This window comes from Salinisphaera sp. LB1 (assembly GCF_003177035.1).
Lineage (GTDB): Bacteria > Pseudomonadota > Gammaproteobacteria > Nevskiales > Salinisphaeraceae > Salinisphaera.
The window spans coordinates 686,983-704,520 of the sequence record NZ_CP029488.1 but is presented as its reverse complement, the minus strand read 5'-3'; the positions used below and the strand labels follow the sequence as shown (position 1 = coordinate 704,520).

The 17,538-nt window shown below is 62.9% G+C and carries 11 protein-coding genes, 4 tRNA genes and 2 other RNA genes; all 17 read left to right on the top strand.

The genetic code is table 11. The annotated features are described in order from the left end of the window. Positions 1-81: 81 nt before the first annotated feature. The 17 genes from SALB1_RS03210 to rpoC all read left to right on the top strand — a co-directional run bounded on the left by SALB1_RS03210 (position 82) and on the right by rpoC (position 17,437). Positions 82-1,698: an APC family permease gene (locus tag SALB1_RS03210; protein WP_109992542.1), complete on the top strand. Its 1,617-nt coding sequence runs from the start codon at positions 82-84 to the stop codon at positions 1,696-1,698. Positions 1,699-1,872: 174 nt separating this feature from the next. Continuing rightward, on the top strand, positions 1,873-2,874 hold the full coding sequence (locus SALB1_RS03205; RefSeq protein ID WP_145961220.1) for a transporter: 1,002 nt from the start codon (positions 1,873-1,875) through the stop codon (positions 2,872-2,874). 140 nt (positions 2,875-3,014) lie between these two features. After that, positions 3,015-3,099, top strand: a tRNA-Tyr gene (locus tag SALB1_RS03200). Positions 3,100-3,143: 44 nt separating this feature from the next. Continuing rightward, positions 3,144-3,277: non-coding RNA, RtT sRNA (locus SALB1_RS03195), on the top strand. Between the two features lie 46 nt (positions 3,278-3,323). Continuing rightward, a non-coding RNA gene (locus SALB1_RS03190) (RtT sRNA) lies at positions 3,324-3,453 on the top strand. 157 nt (positions 3,454-3,610) lie between these two features. Beyond that, positions 3,611-3,684: transfer RNA gene (locus tag SALB1_RS03185), tRNA-Gly, on the top strand. 36 nt (positions 3,685-3,720) lie between these two features. Beyond that, positions 3,721-3,795, top strand: a tRNA-Thr gene (locus tag SALB1_RS03180). 106 nt (positions 3,796-3,901) lie between these two features. After that, entirely contained in the window at positions 3,902-5,092 is a 1,191-nt protein-coding gene (gene tuf, locus SALB1_RS03175; RefSeq protein ID WP_109992530.1) for an elongation factor Tu, read from the top strand. Between the two features lie 160 nt (positions 5,093-5,252). After that, positions 5,253-5,328, top strand: a tRNA-Trp gene (locus tag SALB1_RS03170). A gap of 40 nt (positions 5,329-5,368) precedes the next feature. Next, positions 5,369-5,743 (top strand): preprotein translocase subunit SecE, encoded by a 375-nt coding sequence (secE, locus tag SALB1_RS03165; protein ID WP_109992540.1) that lies wholly within the window; start codon positions 5,369-5,371, stop codon positions 5,741-5,743. A gap of 16 nt (positions 5,744-5,759) precedes the next feature. Further along, positions 5,760-6,293, top strand: a complete 534-nt coding sequence (gene nusG / locus SALB1_RS03160) for a transcription termination/antitermination protein NusG (protein WP_109992539.1) — start codon at positions 5,760-5,762, stop codon at positions 6,291-6,293. Between the two features lie 80 nt (positions 6,294-6,373). Then, on the top strand, positions 6,374-6,802 hold the full coding sequence (gene rplK / locus SALB1_RS03155; RefSeq protein WP_109992538.1) for a 50S ribosomal protein L11: 429 nt from the start codon (positions 6,374-6,376) through the stop codon (positions 6,800-6,802). Between the two features lie 3 nt (positions 6,803-6,805). Further along, positions 6,806-7,501 carry a 50S ribosomal protein L1 gene (gene rplA, locus SALB1_RS03150; protein ID WP_109992537.1) on the top strand — a complete coding sequence of 232 codons (696 nt, stop codon included), beginning with the start codon at positions 6,806-6,808 and terminating at the stop codon, positions 7,499-7,501. A gap of 260 nt (positions 7,502-7,761) precedes the next feature. Then, positions 7,762-8,283: a 50S ribosomal protein L10 gene (rplJ, locus tag SALB1_RS03145; RefSeq protein WP_179950725.1), complete on the top strand. Its 522-nt coding sequence runs from the start codon at positions 7,762-7,764 to the stop codon at positions 8,281-8,283. Between the two features lie 69 nt (positions 8,284-8,352). Continuing rightward, entirely contained in the window at positions 8,353-8,733 is a 381-nt protein-coding gene (rplL, locus tag SALB1_RS03140) for a 50S ribosomal protein L7/L12 (RefSeq protein ID WP_109992535.1), read from the top strand. Positions 8,734-8,976: 243 nt separating this feature from the next. Then, positions 8,977-13,059, top strand: a complete 4,083-nt coding sequence (gene rpoB / locus SALB1_RS03135; RefSeq protein WP_109992534.1) for a DNA-directed RNA polymerase subunit beta — start codon at positions 8,977-8,979, stop codon at positions 13,057-13,059. 94 nt (positions 13,060-13,153) lie between these two features. Beyond that, a complete protein-coding gene (rpoC, locus tag SALB1_RS03130; RefSeq protein WP_109992533.1) occupies positions 13,154-17,437 on the top strand; it encodes a DNA-directed RNA polymerase subunit beta' in 4,284 nt (1,427 codons plus the stop codon). The last annotated feature ends 101 nt before the right edge of the window (positions 17,438-17,538 follow it).

The following is a 17,538-nucleotide window of genomic DNA, read 5'->3' as shown; positions in this document are numbered from 1 at the left end:
CCGCCGACGTCGCGTCGCCTGTCCGGCGCGCGCTGATCGATATCCACATCAATACACGCAGATAACAAAGGGGGACATGTCATGGCCTCATCTCAATCGGGCGGGCAGCTCAAGCGCCACGCCGGACCGATCGGGCTGCTGTTTGCCAGCACGACCAGCATGATCGGTTCGGGATGGCTGTTCGGTGCCTATCATGCGGCCAAGCTGGCCGGCCCTTGGAGCATTCTCAGCTGGGTAATCGGCGCCATCATCATCATGATGCTGGCGTTCTGTTTCGCCGAGCTGGCGACGATGTTCCCGCGCAGTGGCGCGCTGGTGCACATCAGCCATGCCAGCCATGGCGACGGTCTCGGACGGATCTGGAGCTGGATGCTCTTTCTGGCCTACGTCGCGATGCCGGCGGTCGAGGCGGAAGCCGTGGTCACCTATGCCAACAACTATCTGCCGTTCCTGGTCAGCCCCGACAAGGGCGTGCTGACCGTCGCCGGATTTTTCGTGTCGGTGGTGCTGCTGGGCATATTCGCGTTGCTGAATCTGCTGGCGATTCGAAAGCTGTTGCAGGTCAACTCCGCGATCACCTGGTGGAAAATCGCTGTGCCGGTGGCGACGATCATCGGGCTGATCGTGGTGGCCTGGCATCCCGAGAACATGCATGCCGCGCCGCACAGCTATCAGATATCGGGTATCTTCACCGCGCTGCCGGCCGCCGGCATTGTGTTCAGCTTCCTCGGCTTTCGCACGGCGATCGAGTTGGCCGGCGAGAGCAGTGATCCGCATCGCAACATGCCGTTTGCGGTAATCGGCTCGGTGGTGCTGGCCAGCGTGGTCTATGTTGGCCTGCAGATCGCCTTCATCATGGCGTTGTCCCCGGACCAGCTGACGGGCGGCTGGGCCACGCTGTCGTTCGCTGGCGATCTCGGCCCGTTCGCGGGTCTGGCGGCCGGTCTCGGCATGACCTGGCTGGCGACCATCCTCTACGTCGACGCCTATGTTTCGCCCGGCGGCACCGGCCTGATGTACATGACCGGCGGCTCGCGCATCCTGCTGGCCAACGGCCAGCTCGACACCGGGCCCAAGGGGCTGGCCAAGCTGAGCCCGCAGGGCGTGCCGTGGGTCGGCGTGCTGGTGATGTGGATCGTGGGCTGTCTGTTCCTGCTGCCGTTCCCGGCGTGGCAGAAGATGGTCGAGTACATTACCTCGATCACCGTGCTCACCTACGGCATCGGGCCGGTCGTGTTGCTGTGTCTGCGCCGCAATGCGCCTAACGCCGAGCGTCCGTTCAAGCTGGCCGGGGCGAAAGTACTGGCGCCGATCACCTTCATCCTGAGTAACTGGATCATCTACTGGGCCGGCTTCTATACCAACTCGGTGTTGTTCATCCTGATCGCTGTCGGTTTCGTGATCTATGCGCTGTACTACCATCTGGTCGCGCGGATGCCGGCCGAGGAGTTCGGCTGGCGTTATATCTCGTGGCTGCTGCCCTGGTTCGGCGGCATGTGGGTGCTCTCGGCATTGGGCGGTATCGGCGGTGGAGCGGGTGTGCTGCCGTTCGTTGTCGAACTGATCCTGATTGCGATCTGGAGCCTCGTGGTTCTTGCGATTGCCTACAAGACCTCGTTGTCGCCGGCCGAGACCGAGCGCGCGATTGCTCGCATTCTGGAAGACAATCCCGGCGAGAACGCGCCCTCGCTGCCGTAGTCGCCGTGTGCGACGCATGAGCGGCGCCTCCGGCGAGGCGGCGCCGCTATTCTTGCGGGCCGCCCCGGTGGCGTTCGGCCCGATGACTCAAGCGGCGCCGTCCGGCGCCGCTTTGGCGGTTCCCCGCAGACAAAACATCAGCTAAAAAGCATCAACTAAAAAGAGGTGAACTCCATGTCGAGGAGAACCATCAATCGCGCCGCTATCTGTGCGGGCCTCGCGTTGACGCTGGCGCAGGCGAGCGCTGGCGCGATGGCCGCCGGCGCCTCGCGTCAATCGCTCGGCGACGCCTTGTTCACTGGGCCGCTCGCGGCGCCCAACGCGACCTCGCTGCCGCAAGGGCACTGGGATATAGAGCCCTATGTGCTGGATTCAATTCAGCACGGCCACTACGACGATAACTGGCACAGCCACAACACGCCGAACGTTCATGCGCTGCGCTCGGTCTCACTGCTGGAATACGGCCTGACCAACAGGCTATTGGTCGCCGTGCTGCCGGAGTTCGGCTACAACGTGGTCGAGAATGGCGCTGATAGTCAGGGGGTGAGGCTTGGTGACACCAAGCTGCGCTTCCAGTACATGTTGCACGCTTTTCACGAAGGCAGCTGGTTGCCGACCACGGCGCTGGCGTTCTCGGAAGTCTTTCCGACCGGTAAGTACGATGGGTTGGGCGACCATCCGGCGAACGGGCTGGGCAGCGGCCTTCTGACCAGCACTCTCGGTTTGTTCACCCAGGATTATTTCTGGATGCCGAACGGGCGGATTCTGCGCTCTCGCCTCGATCTGACCTACACCATTCCCGATGACAACGCCTCGGTGAACGGCGTCAGCGTCTACGGTACCGGCCGCGGCTTCAACGGCACGGTTGATGCCGGCAACACGTTTTCCGCCGATCTGGCCTTCGAGTACAGCATGACGCGCCATTGGGCGCCGGCCGTGGACGTCATTTACAGCCATTCCGGAGGTAATTCGGTGCGCGGGGTTCAGGCCAGCAATGGGCTCGTGACCGCCGTCAACACGAATGCCAATGCCAGCGAGGCAGTCGATGTCGCGCCGGCCATCGAATACAACTGGAACAGCCATTACGGTGTCATTGTCGGCGCTGACGTGGTGGTTGCCGGCCGTAATACGGGGGACGCGGTCACACCGCAGGCCGCTTTCAATATCTACTACTAGCCACGCGCCCGAGCGCATATGCGCCTAGGGCCTGTCGCGTCGGTGAAATGCGTGAACGCGGTGTGCCGGCCACGCGCGGGCGGGTGACAAATTCGCGGTTGACAACCGTGTCTGGATTCACAACAATGCGCGGCTCTCGTGGAGGGATACCCAAGCGGTCAAAGGGAACAGACTGTAAATCTGTCGGCTCAGCCTTCGGAGGTTCGAATCCTCCTCCCTCCACCATTTGAATATCGACGCAGGTAACGACAACACAGACATCTGGTTGGCACGGAGTTAGACCGAGGAGGGTTCGAACCGATAGAGGTTCGACGAGGGCGCGAAGCGACCGAGAACGGTCGCGGCACGCGACCGGCCCGAAGGGTGAGCGGCGAAGCCGCGAATAATCCTCCTCCCTCCACCAACCGAACAAAGGAAAGAGTAAGCAACAACTGGTGGCCCGCGGCGACGCGGGACTGGGACCGAGGAGGGTTCGAACCGAGAGGTTCGACGAGCGCGCAGCGCGAGAACGGCGGAGCGAAGCGACGCCGGCCCGAAGGGCGAGACGCGAAGCGGCGAGTCATCCTCCTTCCGCCATCAGGTGAGCAGTTCAGGCTTCGAATCCGCGGTGCGGTGTCGGGGCCTTGCGCTTCGAAGTCGGCGTGCCCGGCTTCGATCGTATCGGATCGAGCCAGCGTCGATTGTCTGCGCTTGCATTGCGCGCAGTGATTGGCGAGAGTTTGTCGGCGTTGAGCGTGCGGGCGTAGTTCAACGGTAGAACCTCAGCCTTCCAAGCTGATGATGCCGGTTCGATTCCGGTCGCCCGCTCCAGGTCGCAATGCGGCGTCCTGGGTGACAATTTGCTTAGCCCATGTAGCTCAGAGGTAGAGCACATCCTTGGTAAGGATGAGGTCACCGGTTCAACTCCGGTCATGGGCTCCAAGTCAGGCGGGTGTGCATCGCCCGCGTTTTGGTGTCGAGGCGTCAGTTCTACGAACTGTGCGCGTCTCGGTTGATATACGCAGGCCCAACGGCGAAAGGCGAGGCAATGTCCAAATCAAAATTCGAGCGTAACAAGCCGCACGTCAACGTCGGCACGATTGGTCACGTGGACCATGGTAAGACGACGCTGACGGCCGCGCTGACGGTGGTGTCGAACCGGTTGTTCGGTTCAGAGCTGTCGGCGTTTGATGCCATCGACAAGGCGCCGGAAGAAAAGGCGCGTGGCATCACGATCTCCACCTCGCACGTCGAGTACGAGAGCGAAGCGCGTCACTATGCGCACGTGGACTGCCCGGGGCATGCGGACTACGTCAAGAACATGATCACGGGTGCTGCGCAGATGGACGGCGCGATCCTGGTCGTGTCGGCGGCCGACGGCCCCATGCCGCAGACGCGCGAGCACATTCTGCTGGCGCGCCAGGTGGGCGTGCCGTTCATCGTCGTGTACCTGAACAAGGCCGACATGGTGGACGACGAAGAGCTGCTCGAGCTGGTGGAAATGGAAGTCCGCGAACTGCTGGACGCCTACGACTTCCCGGGCGACGACACCCCGGTGATTGTCGGCAGTGCGCTCAAGGCACTGGAAGGCGACGAAGGCGAGCACGGATCGGAATCGATCGCCAAGCTCGTGCGGGCCATGGACGAATTCATTCCCGACCCCGAGCGTGCCGTGGACGGCGCCTTCCTGATGCCGGTCGAGGACGTCTTCTCGATCTCCGGTCGTGGCACGGTCGCCACCGGTCGTGTCGAGCGCGGCGTGATCAACGTGGGTGACGACATCGAAATCGTGGGTATCAACCCCACGACCAAGACCACCGTCACCGGCGTCGAGATGTTCCGCAAGCTGCTGGACCAGGGTCAGGCGGGTGACAACATCGGCGCGCTGCTGCGCGGCACCAAGCGCGAAGACATCGAGCGTGGCCAGGTGCTGGCCAAGCCGGGCTCGATCACGCCGCACACCAACTTCGAATGCGAAGTGTACGTGCTGAAGAAGGAAGAGGGCGGTCGCCACACGCCGTTCTTCAAGGGCTATCGTCCGCAGTTCTACTTCCGGACGACGGACGTGACGGGCGCTTGCGAGCTGCCGGCGGACACCGAGATGGTGATGCCGGGCGACAACGTGACGATGAACGTCGAGCTCATACATCCGATTGCGATGGAAGAAGGCCTGCGCTTCGCCATTCGTGAAGGCGGTCGCACCGTGGGTGCGGGCGTCGTGACCAAAATTACGGCCTGAGGCATTAGCGCTAAGGCTGTCGCCTGATCGGCCCGCGGCGTGACGCGTCGCGGGCCGATTAGGCTTCAAGGTCTGGTATCATGGCTGTGCGAGTTGCCAAGCCCGCGATCTGTGGTACCATCCGCGATCTTTTTCGTGGTAAAGAAGAAAGTTTGCGTCTAGGTCAGTAGCTCAATTGGCAGAGCAGCGGTCTCCAAAACCGCAGGTTGGGGGTTCGAGTCCCTCCTGGCCTGCCACTTTTAGGCGCACGGTTTTTCGTCTTCGGTCGAGTAGTCGATGGCAACCTCCGAACAACGCACGGCAAGCGCGCTAGACACGGCGCTGCTATGGCTGGCCATAGTGGTGCTGATCGCCAGCATCGCCGGCTACTACTATTTCACGGCGTACACCGACGTGGTTCGCGTGCTGGGCATGCTGGCCGGTGTCGTGGTGGCGGCGCTGATCGCCTTCCAGTCGGCGCTTGGCCGGACGGCATGGTCGTATGTCCAGGGGTCGCGCACCGAATTGCGGCGCATGGTGTGGCCGACGCGCCGCGAAACCATGCAGACCACGCTGCTCGTCGTGGTGTTCGTTCTGATCCTTGCGGCGTTCATCTGGGCGCTGGATATCGTTCTCGGTTACGCCGTCACTCTGTTGACCGGGCGCGCCTGAGCGCGGAGCTGTTTATATGGCCAAGCACTGGTACGTCGTTCAAGCCTTCTCTCAGTACGAGAAAAAAGTGCGCGATTCCCTCAAGGATTATATCGCGCGCCATGAAATGGAGGACTACTTCGGCGAGGTGCTGGTGCCGACCGAAGAGGTGGTCGAGGTGCGCGACGGTCAGCGCCGCACGACCGAGCGCAAGTTCTTTCCGGGCTACGTGCTTGTGCACATGGAAATGAACGACGACACCTGGCACCTGGTGAAGAGCGTGCCGCGCGTACTGGGTTTCATTGGCGGCACGGCCGATCGGCCGGCGCCGATCTCGGACTCGGAGGCCGACCAGATTCTCAATCGGGTCGAGGAGTCGGTCGACAAGCCGCGCCCGAAGACCGTGTTCGAGCCGGGTCAGGAAGTGCGTGTCATCGACGGCCCGTTTGCCGACTTCAGCGGCGTGGTCGAGGAAGTCAACTACGATAAGAACCGCCTGCGCGTCGCGGTGACCATTTTTGGTCGTTCGACGCCGGTGGATCTGGAATTTGATCAGGTCGAGAAGACCTGATCCGGCCGCGCTGCCGCATGGCGCAATGACAGGGAGCCCGGGCCTACCCCGCGGCGTGAGTACCTGAAAGGAGTAAATCAATGGCTAAGAAAGTCACCGGATATATCAAGCTGCAGATTCCGGCCGGCAAGGCGAACCCGAGCCCGCCCGTGGGTCCGGCGCTGGGTCAGCACGGCGTCAACATCATGGAATTCTGCAAGGCCTTCAACGCCGAAACACAGGACATGGAGCCGGGTCTGCCGACGCCGGTCGTGATTACCGTGTTTTCGGATCGTAGCTTTTCCTTCATCAAGAAGACGCCGCCGGCGTCCATCCTGCTGAAAAAGGCTGCGAATATTTCCTCGGGTGCCGCCGATCCGCTGCGCGACAAGGTGGGGACGGTCACCCGCGCCCAGGTCGAGCAGATCGCCGAAACCAAGTGGCCGGATCTGAATGCGGCCGATATGGAGGCCGCCGTCCGTATCATCTCGGGCAGTGCCCGTTCCATGGGCATCAAGGTGGAGGGCTAAGCCATGGCGAAAGTGTCCAAGCGCAAGGCGGCAATCCGCGACCAGATCGATCCCGTCAAGGTGTATCCCGTCGACGAGGCCCTGAATCTGCTGAAGAAGCTGGCCAGCACCCGGTTCAACGAGACGGTCGAAGTGTCGGTCAATCTCGGCGTTAATGCCCGCAAGTCGGATCAGAATGTGCGCGGCTCGACGGTCATGCCCAACGGCACCGGCAAGAGCGTTCGCGTGGCGGTGTTCACGCAGGGCGACAATGTCGAGAAGGCCAAGGCGGCCGGCGCCGATGTGGTCGGCCTGAACGACCTGGCCGAGCAGGTGCAAAATGGTCAGATCGACTTCGACATGGTCGTGGCTACGCCCGATGCCATGCCGGTAGTCGGTCGCCTGGGCCAGATCCTGGGTCCGAAGGGGTTGATGCCGAATCCCAAGACGGGGACGGTCACCGCCGACGTGGAAACCGCGGTCAAGAATGCCAAGGCCGGTCAAGTGCAGTATCGCACCGACAAGGCAGGTATCATTCATGCGCCCATCGGCAAGGCCGATTTCGACAACCAGGCCCTGGTGGAAAATCTTTCGGCCCTGATCCATGACCTGAAGAAGGCCAAGCCGGCCAATGCCAAGGGCATCTATTTCAAGAAGGTGTCGCTGTCGACGACGATGGGTCCCGGTCTGACCGTGGACCATTCGAGCGTCGCGGCGTAAGTAATCGAGATGGCCGGGTGCGTGCACCCGGGTGTCAACCGTTCTTTGTAGCGCAGCCCGCTCCGAGATGGCTGCGTCGTCAAAGACCGCCAGGCGAACCGGCCGTCCGGTTCTTAAAGATCGATAGATCAGCCTGCGCAGATGACGTGTGCGATGCCGCCCCGGTGGCATCGCAGTCGTCGAATGGGTCCGTCGCTAGGCGGATTCAGTCACCGCCGGCGGATGGTCGTCGGCAAGTGTAAGGAGTGATGACTATGGCCATGAGTTTTCAAGCCAAGCAGGCCATGGTGGCAGAAGTCAGCGATGTGGCGAACCGCGCGCATTCCGCCGTTCTGGCGGAATATCGCGGTCTCACCGCGGGCCAGATGGACCGGCTTCGGATCGAGGGTCGCCACGGCGGCGCCTATCTGAAGGTGGTCAAGAACAATCTGGCCAAGCTGGCGCTCAAGGGCACGGACTACGAATGCATGAGTGAAGCGTTCGTCGGCCCGGTGATTCTCGGCTTTTCGCTGGAGGATCCGGGTGCGGCGGCACGCGTCATGAGCGAATTCGCCAAGTCCAATGAAGCCCTGAAAGTCACGGCGGTCTCGTTCAACGGGCAGTTGCTGCCCGGCGACCAGCTGGACCGTCTGGCGAAGCTGCCGACCCGCGACGAAGCGCTGGCCCAGCTGATGCGCGTCATGAAGGCGCCCATCGACAAGCTGGCCCGCACGACGCGCGAGCCGGTCGCCCAGGCTGCCCGTGCCATGGCAGCAGTCCGCGATCAAAAGCAGGCTGCTTGATAATCCGAGCTGAAAACCCGTTGTTGAAACGGATCGGTTGATCCCAACATATTGAACAGGAGCTATACAATGGCTGCTACGAAGGAAGAAGTACTCGAAGCGATCTCCGAGATGTCCGTAATGGACGTCGTGGAGCTCGTCGAAATGATGGAAGAGAAGTTCGGCGTTTCGGCCGCTGCACCGGTGGCCATGGCCGCGGGCGCCGCTGCCGGTGGCGAGGCTGCTGCTGAAGAAGAGCAGACCGAGTTCGACGTCGTGATGACCAGCTTTGGCGAGAACAAGGTCGGTGCCATTAAGGCCGTTCGCGCCATCACGGGCCTGGGTCTGAAGGAAGCCAAGGAAATGGTCGAAGGTGTTCCGGCCACGCTGAAGGAAGGTGTGGAAAAGGAAGAGGCCGACAAGATCAAGAAGGATCTCGAGGACGCCGGCGCCACGGTGGAACTCAAGTAATCCGCTTTTCTGCGGCTGGGAAAACGCATAGCGAGTTGATCACGACGATAACTTGACGCGTTTGGTGAAATGGCTGGTAGCGCATGACGCTGCCGGCCTTTTCCCGTTGCCGCTGCATTCGAAATCTGCAGTGTGACCCGACGGCAACCACGGCCGGGTCAGACTGGAGCTTTTGACAAGTTCGCGCTACCCGCCGCGAGAGTGCCCCACTCGCGGTCCGTCCAACCAAGAGGGTTGAGTGACATGGCCTACTCGTTTACCGAGAAAAAACGAATCCGCAAGGATTTCGCTAAACAGCCGTCGGTGCTGGAGATGCCGTTTCTCCTGGCCACCCAGATCGATTCCTACCGCCAGTTCCTCCAGCAGGGCCTCGATGCGGACAAGCGCGCCGAAGCCGGGCTGCATGCCGCCTTCAGCTCGGTCTTCCCGATGGCCAGCCATTCCGGCAGCGCCGCGCTCGAGTACGTCAGCTACCGGCTGGGCCAGCCGGTGTTCGACGAAAAAGAGTGCCGTGTTCGCGGCATGATCTATTCTGCGCCGCTGCGCGTGACCGTTCGCCTGATCATTTACGACAAGGACAGCAAGGCGAACCCGAAACCGGTCAAGGATATCAAGGAGCAGGAAGTCTACATGGGCGAAATGCCGCTCATGACCGATACCGGCACCTTCATCATCAATGGCACCGAGCGGGTCATCGTCAACCAGCTGCATCGCAGCCCGGGCGTGTTCTTTGATCACGACCGCGGCAAGACACACAGCTCGGGCAAGTATCTGTACTCCGCGCGCGTGATTCCGTATCGCGGCTCGTGGCTGGACTTCGAGTTCGATCCCAAGGACAACGTCTACGTTCGCATCGACCGGCGTCGCAAGCTGCCGGCAACGATCCTGCTGCGCGCGCTCGGCTACGACACCGAGCAGATGCTCGATATTTTCCACGAAACCACGATGTTCCACCTGTCCGAGCAGGGCGTGGAGATGGAGCTCGTGCCCGAGCGTTTGCGCGGCGAAACGGCGACCTTCGACATCAAGGCCGGCGATGACGTGATTGTCGAGGAAGGACGCCGGATCACCGTGCGTCACATCAAGAAGCTCGAGGATGCGGGTGTCTCCAAGCTGGAAGTGCCGGCCGATTATCTGATCGGCAAGGTGCTGTCGCGGGCGATCGTGGATACCGACACCGGTGAAGAGCTGGCCGCCGCCAATACCGAGATCACCGAAGAGCTGGTCGAGGCGTTCCGCACCGCCGGCATCACCGATGTGCCGACGCTGTACATCAACGATCTCGATCACGGCCCCTATATCTCGAGCACGCTGATGCAGGATCCGTCCACCTCGAAACTCGAGGCGATGGTCGAGATCTATCGCATGATGCGTCCGGGCGAGCCGCCGACCAAGGATGCGGCCGAGAACCTGTTCGACAATCTGTTCTTCAATCCCGAGCGCTACGATCTGTCGGCGGTCGGCCGCATGAAGTTCAATCGTCGTCTGGGCCGCGAGGAAGCCGAGGGCGAATCGGTGCTGTCCAACCAGGACATCATTGATGTGCTCAAGGAGCTGGTCTCGATCCGCAACGGCGTGGGCCAGACCGACGACATCGACCACCTCGGCAACCGGCGCGTGCGCTCGGTCGGCGAGATGGCGGAAAACGCCTTCCGCACCGGCCTGGTGCGCGTCGAGCGGGCCGTGCGTGAGCGGCTGTCGGTGGCCGAATCCGAAGGCCTGATGCCGCAGGACCTGATCAACGCCAAGCCGGTGGCCGCCGCGATCAAGGAGTTCTTCGGCTCCTCGCAGCTGTCGCAGTTCATGGACCAGAACAATCCCTTGTCCGAGGTCACGCACAAGCGCCGTGTGTCGGCCCTCGGCCCGGGTGGTCTGACCCGCGAGCGCGCCGGCTTCGAAGTGCGTGACGTGCATCCGACCCACTACGGCCGCATCTGCCCGATCGAGACGCCGGAAGGCCCGAATATCGGTCTGATCAACTCGCTGTCGGTGTATTCGCGGACCAACAAATACGGCTTTCTGGAAACGCCGTATCGCAAGGTCGAAAACGGCCGGGCCACCGGCGAGATCGAATATCTGTCGGCGATCGAGGAAGGCCGCTACGTCATCGCCCAGGCCAACGCCCGGGTCGACGACACCGGCCAGTTCACCGACGAGCTCGTGTCCTGTCGTTATCAGGGCGAATTCACCATGTCGGGGCCGGACAAGGTCCAGTACATGGATGTGTCGCCCAAGCAGATCTTGTCGGTTGCGGCCTCGCTCGTGCCCTTCATCGAGCACGACGACGCCAACCGTGCGCTCATGGGCTCGAACATGCAGCGTCAGGCCGTGCCGTGTCTGCGTGCCGACAAGCCGCTGGTGGGCACCGGTATCGAGCGCAAGGTGGCGATCGACTCCGGTAACGCCGTGACCGCGCGCCGCGGCGGCGTGGTCGACAAGGTCGACGCCTCGCGCGTCGTGGTGCGTGTTCACGATTCCGAGACGTCCGCCGACGAATCGGGCGTGGATATCTACAACATGGTCAAGTACACGCGTTCGAACCAGAACACGTGCCTGAACCAGAAGCCGCTGGTCTCCCCGGGCGACGTCATCGAACGTGGCGACGTGCTGGCCGACGGCCCGTCCACCGACATGGGTGAGCTGGCCCTGGGCCAGAACCTGCTGGTGGCGTTCATGCCCTGGCATGGCTACAACTTCGAGGACTCGATCCTGATCTCGGAGCGTGTGGTCGAGGAAGACCGCTTCACCTCGGTGCACATCGAGGAACTGACCTGTGTCGCGCGTGAGACCAAGCTCGGGTCGGAGGAGATCACTTCCGATATTCCGAACGTGAACGAGTCGGCGCTGTCCAAGCTGGACGCTTCCGGCATCGCCTACATCGGCGCCGAGGTCAAGGCCGGCGATATTCTGGTCGGCAAGGTCACGCCCAAGGGCGAAACCCAGCTCACCCCGGAGGAAAAGCTTTTGCGGGCGATCTTCGGCGAGAAGGCATCCGACGTGAAGGATTCTTCGCAGCGAGTGCCGCCGGGCATGGACGGTACCGTGATCGACGTGCGCGTGTTCACGCGCGACGGCGTCGAGAAGGATGCTCGCGCCCTGTCCATCGAGGAAGAAGAGATGGACGAGGTCCGTCGCGACCTGGCCGACCAGCAGCGTATCTTCGAGGACGATCTGTTCGATCGCCTGCGCAGCATGCTGCTTGGCAAGGTGGCCGACGGCGGCCCGAACCGGTTGAAGGCCGACAGCAAGATCGCCGCGAGTTATCTGGACGACCTGGATCGCGAGAAGTGGTTCGATATTCGCCTGCACGACGAACAGGCGCAGGCGCAGCTCGAGTCGGTCGCGCAGCGTCTCAAGGACCAGAAAGCCGACTTCGAGCGCCAGCTGGCCTCGAAGAAGGAAAAGATCACGCAGGGTGACGAACTGGCCCCGGGCGTGCTCAAGATGGTCAAGGTCTATCTGGCCGTGAAGCGTCGTGTGCAGCCGGGCGACAAGATGGCCGGCCGTCACGGCAACAAGGGTGTGATCTCGCAGATCGTGCCGGTCGAGGACATGCCGTATCTGGAAGACGGCACTCCGGCCGACATCGTGCTGAATCCGTTGGGTGTGCCGTCGCGCATGAACATCGGGCAGGTTCTGGAGACCCATCTGGGCTGGGCGGCGCGCGGTATCGGTCTGCGCGTCGGCGAAATGCTCGAGCAGCAGAAGGCGGTCGGTGAAATCCGCGCGTTCCTTAAGAAGGCGTATCATGTCGACGAGGGCACGCAGGAAGACGTCGATCAGCTCACCGACGACGAGATGCTGACCATGGCGCATAACCTGGTCGGCGGGATGCCGACGGCGACGCCGGTATTCGACGGGGCCAACGAAGACGAGATCCGCGAGCTGCTCAAGCTGGCGGGCCTGCCCGAGTCGGGCCAGGCCAACCTGATCGACGGCCGTACCGGCGAGACCTTCGACCGTCCGGTGACCGTGGGCTATATGTACATGCTCAAGCTCAACCACCTGGTCGACGACAAGATGCACGCTCGCTCGACTGGGCCGTACAGTCTGGTCACCCAGCAGCCGCTGGGCGGCAAGGCCCAGTTCGGCGGCCAGCGCTTCGGTGAGATGGAAGTCTGGGCCCTGCAGGCCTATGGCGCGGCCTATACGCTGCAGGAAATGCTCACCGTCAAGTCGGATGACGTCGCCGGCCGCACGCGGATGTACAAGAGCATCGTCGACGGCGACCACCAAATGCACGCCGGCATGCCGGAGTCCTTCAACGTTCTGACCAAGGAAATCCGTTCGCTCGGTCTGAACATCGAACTCGAGGAAGACGATTAGTGAGGAACGCGGTGGCGGCCGGGCAACCGGCCGCCGGCACGGTGCAACCCACCGTGCGCGTTGCAACCACGCCCCTCACGATCCGGAGTAGGACATGAAAGATCTGCTGAATCTGTTCAAGAGCCAGGACGACGTCGAAGAGTTCGACGCCATTCGAATCAGCCTGGCTTCGCCCGAGACCATTCGTTCTTGGTCTTTCGGGGAGGTCAAGAAACCCGAGACCATCAACTACCGGACCTTCAAGCCCGAGCGCGACGGCCTGTTCTGTGCGCGTATCTTCGGCCCAGTCAAGGACTACGAGTGCTTGTGCGGCAAGTACAAGCGCATGAAGCATCGCGGTGTGATCTGCGAAAAATGCGGCGTCGAGGTCACCCAGACCAAGGTGCGGCGTGAGCGCATGGGTCATATCGACCTGGCGGCGCCGGTGGCCCATATCTGGTTCCTCAAGAGCCTGCCGTCCCGTATCGGCCTGCTGCTCGACATGCCGCTGCGCGCGATCGAGCGCGTGCTGTATTTCGAAGCCTACGTCGTGACCGACCCCGGCATGACGCCACTCGAGCCGTACCAGCTGCTCTCGGAAGAAGAGTATCTGGATACGGTCGAGCAGTACGGCGATGAGTTCACCGCCAAGATGGGCGCCGAGGCCGTTCTCGACATCCTCAAGAACATGGACATGGGCGCGGAAGCCCAGCGCATGCGCGAGGAACTGGGTGCGACCGGTTCGGCCACCAAGATCAAGCGTCTCGGCAAGCGCCTGAAGCTGCTGGAGTATTTTCAGCAGTCGGGCAATAAGGCCGAGTGGATGATCCTGCGCGCGCTGCCGGTGCTGCCGCCGGATCTGCGTCCGCTGGTGCCGCTGGATGGCGGCCGCTTCGCGACCTCGGATCTCAACGATCTGTATCGGCGTGTGATCAACCGCAACAACCGCCTCGCGCGGCTGCTCGACCTGAACGCGCCGGACATCATCGTGCGCAACGAAAAGCGCATGCTGCAGGAGTCGGTGGATGCGCTGATCGACAACGGCCGCCGCGGTCGGGCGATCACCGGTTCCAACCGGCGCCCGCTGAAGTCGCTGGCCGACATGATCAAGGGCAAGCAGGGCCGGTTCCGTCAGAACCTGCTGGGCAAGCGCGTCGACTACTCCGGCCGTTCGGTGATCGTGGTCGGCCCGACGCTCAAGCTGCACCAGTGCGGCTTGCCCAAGAAAATGGCGCTCGAGCTGTTCAAGCCGTTCATCTATTCCCGTCTGCAGCGTCTGGAGTACGCCTCCACGATCAAGGCGGCCAAGAAGATGGTCGAGCGCGAAGAGCCGGAAGTCTGGGACATGTTGGAAAACGTGATCCGCGAGCATCCGGTGCTGCTCAACCGCGCGCCGACCCTGCATCGCCTGGGTATCCAGGCGTTCGAGCCGGTGCTGATCGAGGGCAAGGCGATCCAGCTGCATCCGCTGGTCTGCACCGCGTTCAACGCCGACTTCGACGGCGACCAGATGGCCGTGCACGTGCCGCTGTCCGTTGAGGCACAGCTGGAAGCGCGCGTGCTGATGATGTCGACCAACAACGTGCTGTCGCCGGCCTCCGGCGCGCCCATCATCGTGCCCACGCAGGACGTCGTGCTCGGCCTGTACTGGATGACCCGCTCGCGGGTGAACCAGGCCGGCGAGGGCATGACCTTCTCCGATCCGGCCGAGGTGCATCGCGCCTATGACGCCGGGCAGGTGCATCTGCAGGCCCTGATCAAGGTCCGTCTCGACGACGTCGACATGGACGAGGATGGCAATACCACGCCGGTCACGCGCGTGGTGGAGACCACCGTCGGCCGGGCGATGCTCTACGACATCCTGCCCCCGGGCCTGCCGTTCGCCATGATCAACCAGGAGCTGGGCAAGAAGACGGTCAGTGAAGTCATCAATCAGGCGTATCGCAACGTCGGTCTCAAGGAGACCGTGGTGTTCGCCGACCAGCTGATGTACACCGGTTTCCGCATGTCGACCAAGGCCGGCATCTCGATCGCCGTCGGCGACATGGTCATTCCGGAAGAAAAGCAGACCGTGCTGGCGCGCGCCGAAGACGAAGTCAAGGAGATCGAGGACCAGTACACCTCCGGTCTCGTGACCCAGGGCGAGCGCTATAACAAGGTCATCGACATCTGGTCGCGGGCGAACGAGCAGATCGCCAACGCCATGATGGACAAGCTCGGCCTCGACGAAGTCGTGGACGGCGAGGGCAACCCCGTCGACCAGACCTCGTTCAACTCCATCTTCATGATGGCCGACTCCGGCGCGCGTGGTAGCGCGGCCCAGATCCGCCAGCTGGCCGGCATGCGCGGCCTGATGGCCAAGCCGGACGGCTCGATCATCGAGACCCCCATCACGGCCAACTTCCGCGAGGGGCTGAACGTACTGCAGTACTTCATCTCCACGCACGGCGCCCGCAAGGGTCTGGCCGACACCGCGCTCAAGACCGCCAACTCGGGTTATCTGACCCGGCGTCTGGTGGATGTGTCGCAGGACGTGGTCATCACCGACGTGGACTGCGGCACCGAGGGCGGTATCCCGATGTACCCGATCGTGGAGGGCGGCGACGTGGTCGAGCCCCTGCGCGAGCGGGTGCTGGGCCGCGTGCTGGCGCGCGACGTGGTGGACCCGGCCGACAACACCACCCTGATCGATGCCGGCACGCTGCTCACCGAGCGCGAGGTCGACAAGCTGGAAGTCAACTCCATCGACATGGTGCATGTGCGCAGTCCGATCACCTGTGAAGCATCGTTCGGTGTGTGCGCGCAGTGCTATGGCCGGGATCTGGCCCGTGGCGAGCGCGTCTCGATCGGCGAATCCGTCGGCGTGATCGCGGCGCAGTCGATCGGCGAGCCCGGCACGCAGCTGACCATGCGTACCTTCCACGTCGGCGGCGCGGCCTCGCGTGCGGTTTCGGCCGACGGCGTCGAGACCAAGACCGACGGCACGGTCAAGCTGCACAACATCAAGACCGTGGCGCACGCCGAGGACGGGCATCTGGTCGCGGTGTCGCGATCGGGCGAAATCGGCGTCGTGGACGATAACTATCGCGAAAAGGAACGCTACAAGATCCCCTACGGCGCGCGGCTGCACGTCGGCGAGGGCGATCAGGTCGAGGCCGGCAAGCGTCTGGCCGACTGGGATCCGCATACGCATCCGATCATCTCGGAAGTCGCCGGTAAGGTGAAGTTCGAGGAGTTCATCGAAGGTGTGACGGTGCAGCGCGAGATCGACGAAATCACCGGCGTTTCCACGCTGGTGGTGACCGAGCCGAAATCGCGCGGCCAGGGCAACAAGGACCTGCGCCCGGTGATCAAGCTGCTCGATGGCGACGGCAATGAGCTGAACTTCCCGGGCACCGAGATCCCGGCGGCGTACAGTCTGCCGCCCAAGGCCATCGTGGTGGTCGAGGACGGGCAGGATATCGTGGTCGGTGACGTCACCGCCCGTATCCCGCAGGAATCGTCCAAGACCCGCGATATCACCGGTGGTCTGCCCCGGGTGGCCGACCTGTTCGAGGCGCGCAAACCCAAGGTGCCGGCGATTCTCGCCGAAGCCGCGGGCACCGTGCGTTTCGGCGAGGCCACCAAGGGCAAGCAGCGTCTCAAGATCGTCGATTCCGATGGCTACGAGACCGAGCTTCTGGTGCCGAAGTGGCGTCAGATCAATGTCTTCGAGGGCGAATACGTCGAGAAGGGCGAAATCGTGTCCGACGGCGAGCCGATGCCGCACGACATCCTGCGTCTCCAGGGGATTCCGAAGCTCTCGGACTATCTGGTCAAGGAGATTCAGGACGTCTACCGGCTGCAGGGCGTGCGTATCAACGACAAGCACATCGAGGTGATCATTCGCCAGATGCTGCGCCGGGTCGAGATTGTCGACGCGGGTGATACCAAGTTCCTGCAGGGCGAGCAGGCCGAGTACCAGGCGGTGCTGGACGAGAATCGCCGGGTCGAGGCCAAGGGCGAACAGCCCGCGACCTTCGACCGGCTGTTGCTGGGCATCACCAAGGCGAGCCTGTCGACGGAGTCGTTCATTTCGGCCGCCTCGTTCCAGGAAACCACGCGCGTGCTGACCGAGGCGTCCGTGCGCGGCGCCCGGGACGATCTGCGGGGTCTCAAGGAAAATGTGATCGTCGGTCGGCTAATTCCGGCGGGTACCGGTCTGGCGTATCATGAGCAGCGTCGCCGCGAGCGCATGAGTCCGCTGGACCTGCAGGGCGCTCTGCCGGCCACTCGGGGCGAATCGGCCGAGGAGGCCGTGGAGATGGCTGCCGAGGCCAGCGCCGACGCCGAGGACGCGCTGGATCGCGCTGACGCGGGTTCGCACAATGCCGACGCCGCCGGAGACGAGCAGAACTGATGGCGGTACCGGGCAGGCGCGCGGTGGTTGACACCAGCGTGCGCCTGCCTTAGTATCCGCCGTCCTCTTCTGGCAGCCTGTATTCCCGGGCTGCCTTAATA

Bases quoted from the DNA above. Each gene is read 5' to 3' on its own strand.
- SALB1_RS03210 (WP_109992542.1), top strand. From the start codon at position 82: ATGGCCTCATCTCAATCGGGCGGGCAGCTCAAGCGCCACGCCGGACCG.
- SALB1_RS03205 (WP_145961220.1), top strand. From the start codon at position 1,873: ATGTCGAGGAGAACCATCAATCGCGCCGCTATCTGTGCGGGCCTCGCG.
- tuf (WP_109992530.1), top strand. From the start codon at position 3,902: ATGTCCAAATCAAAATTCGAGCGTAACAAGCCGCACGTCAACGTCGGC.
- secE (WP_109992540.1), top strand. From the start codon at position 5,369: ATGGCAACCTCCGAACAACGCACGGCAAGCGCGCTAGACACGGCGCTG.
- nusG (WP_109992539.1), top strand. From the start codon at position 5,760: ATGGCCAAGCACTGGTACGTCGTTCAAGCCTTCTCTCAGTACGAGAAA.
- rplK (WP_109992538.1), top strand. From the start codon at position 6,374: ATGGCTAAGAAAGTCACCGGATATATCAAGCTGCAGATTCCGGCCGGC.
- rplA (WP_109992537.1), top strand. From the start codon at position 6,806: ATGGCGAAAGTGTCCAAGCGCAAGGCGGCAATCCGCGACCAGATCGAT.
- rplJ (WP_179950725.1), top strand. From the start codon at position 7,762: ATGAGTTTTCAAGCCAAGCAGGCCATGGTGGCAGAAGTCAGCGATGTG.
- rplL (WP_109992535.1), top strand. From the start codon at position 8,353: ATGGCTGCTACGAAGGAAGAAGTACTCGAAGCGATCTCCGAGATGTCC.
- rpoB (WP_109992534.1), top strand. From the start codon at position 8,977: ATGGCCTACTCGTTTACCGAGAAAAAACGAATCCGCAAGGATTTCGCT.
- rpoC (WP_109992533.1), top strand. From the start codon at position 13,154: ATGAAAGATCTGCTGAATCTGTTCAAGAGCCAGGACGACGTCGAAGAG.